The 761-nt window shown below is 74.0% G+C and carries 1 protein-coding gene; it reads left to right on the plus strand.

Annotation, left to right across the window (positions count from 1 at the left end):
• Positions 1 to 613: ATP phosphoribosyltransferase regulatory subunit (locus AC1DY2_RS20295; protein ID WP_476764056.1), on the plus strand; the 613-nt coding region annotated here is incomplete at its 5' end.
• Positions 614 to 761: the final 148 nt, after the last annotated feature.

Genomic DNA, 761 nt, shown 5'->3' on the forward strand with positions numbered 1-761 from the left:
GCTCGCCGCGCTCGGCGTCATCGACGACCGCACGGATGTCGCGGCCGAGCTCGAGGCGCTGACCTCGGCCGACTGGCACCTGCACGACGGGGTCGTCCGGCCGCCCGCCTGGCTCGACCTCGACGCGTACCGCGACCTGCTCGCGCTGCGCGAGGCGCTGCCCGACGCGGCGATCGAGTTCGACCCCACGCTCGTGCGCGGCATGGGCTACTACACGGGCACGATCTTCGAGATCGCCCACCCCGATCTGGGCTACTCGCTCGGCGGCGGAGGACGCTACGACCACATGATCGGGCGCTTCCTCGGCCAGGAGGTGGCCGCGTGCGGCTTCTCGATCGGCTTCGAGCGCATCGTCGACCTGCTCGCGGTGCGCGACGAGGCGCGTCCCCGCGCGGTCGTGCTCGTGTACGACGCCGAGGTCGAGCCGGCGGCGCTCCTCGCGCTGAAGCACGAGCTCGTGGCATCCGGTGCCCGCGTGCGGTTCGAGCGCCGCGTGAAGAACCTGCGCGCGCTGCTCGACCGGGTGACCGCCGACGGCTTCGACGCGTTCGCCACGGTGACGACCGAGACGACGGATGCCTCGTCGCTCGCGTTCCGCGACCTCGGCGCGTAGCCGCCCCCGTCCCGCCCCGGCGCCACTCCCGCTCCGCCACCCCGCCGGCCGCTCGCCGCCCGCTTCGCACACCCGACACCGCTCGCTCCCATCCCCCATCTCCTCCGCGAGTGGGCGATGTTGGCGCTGTCGCGCGAGCGTGGTCGCC

The organism is Agromyces sp. P1_H4 (assembly GCF_056405255.1).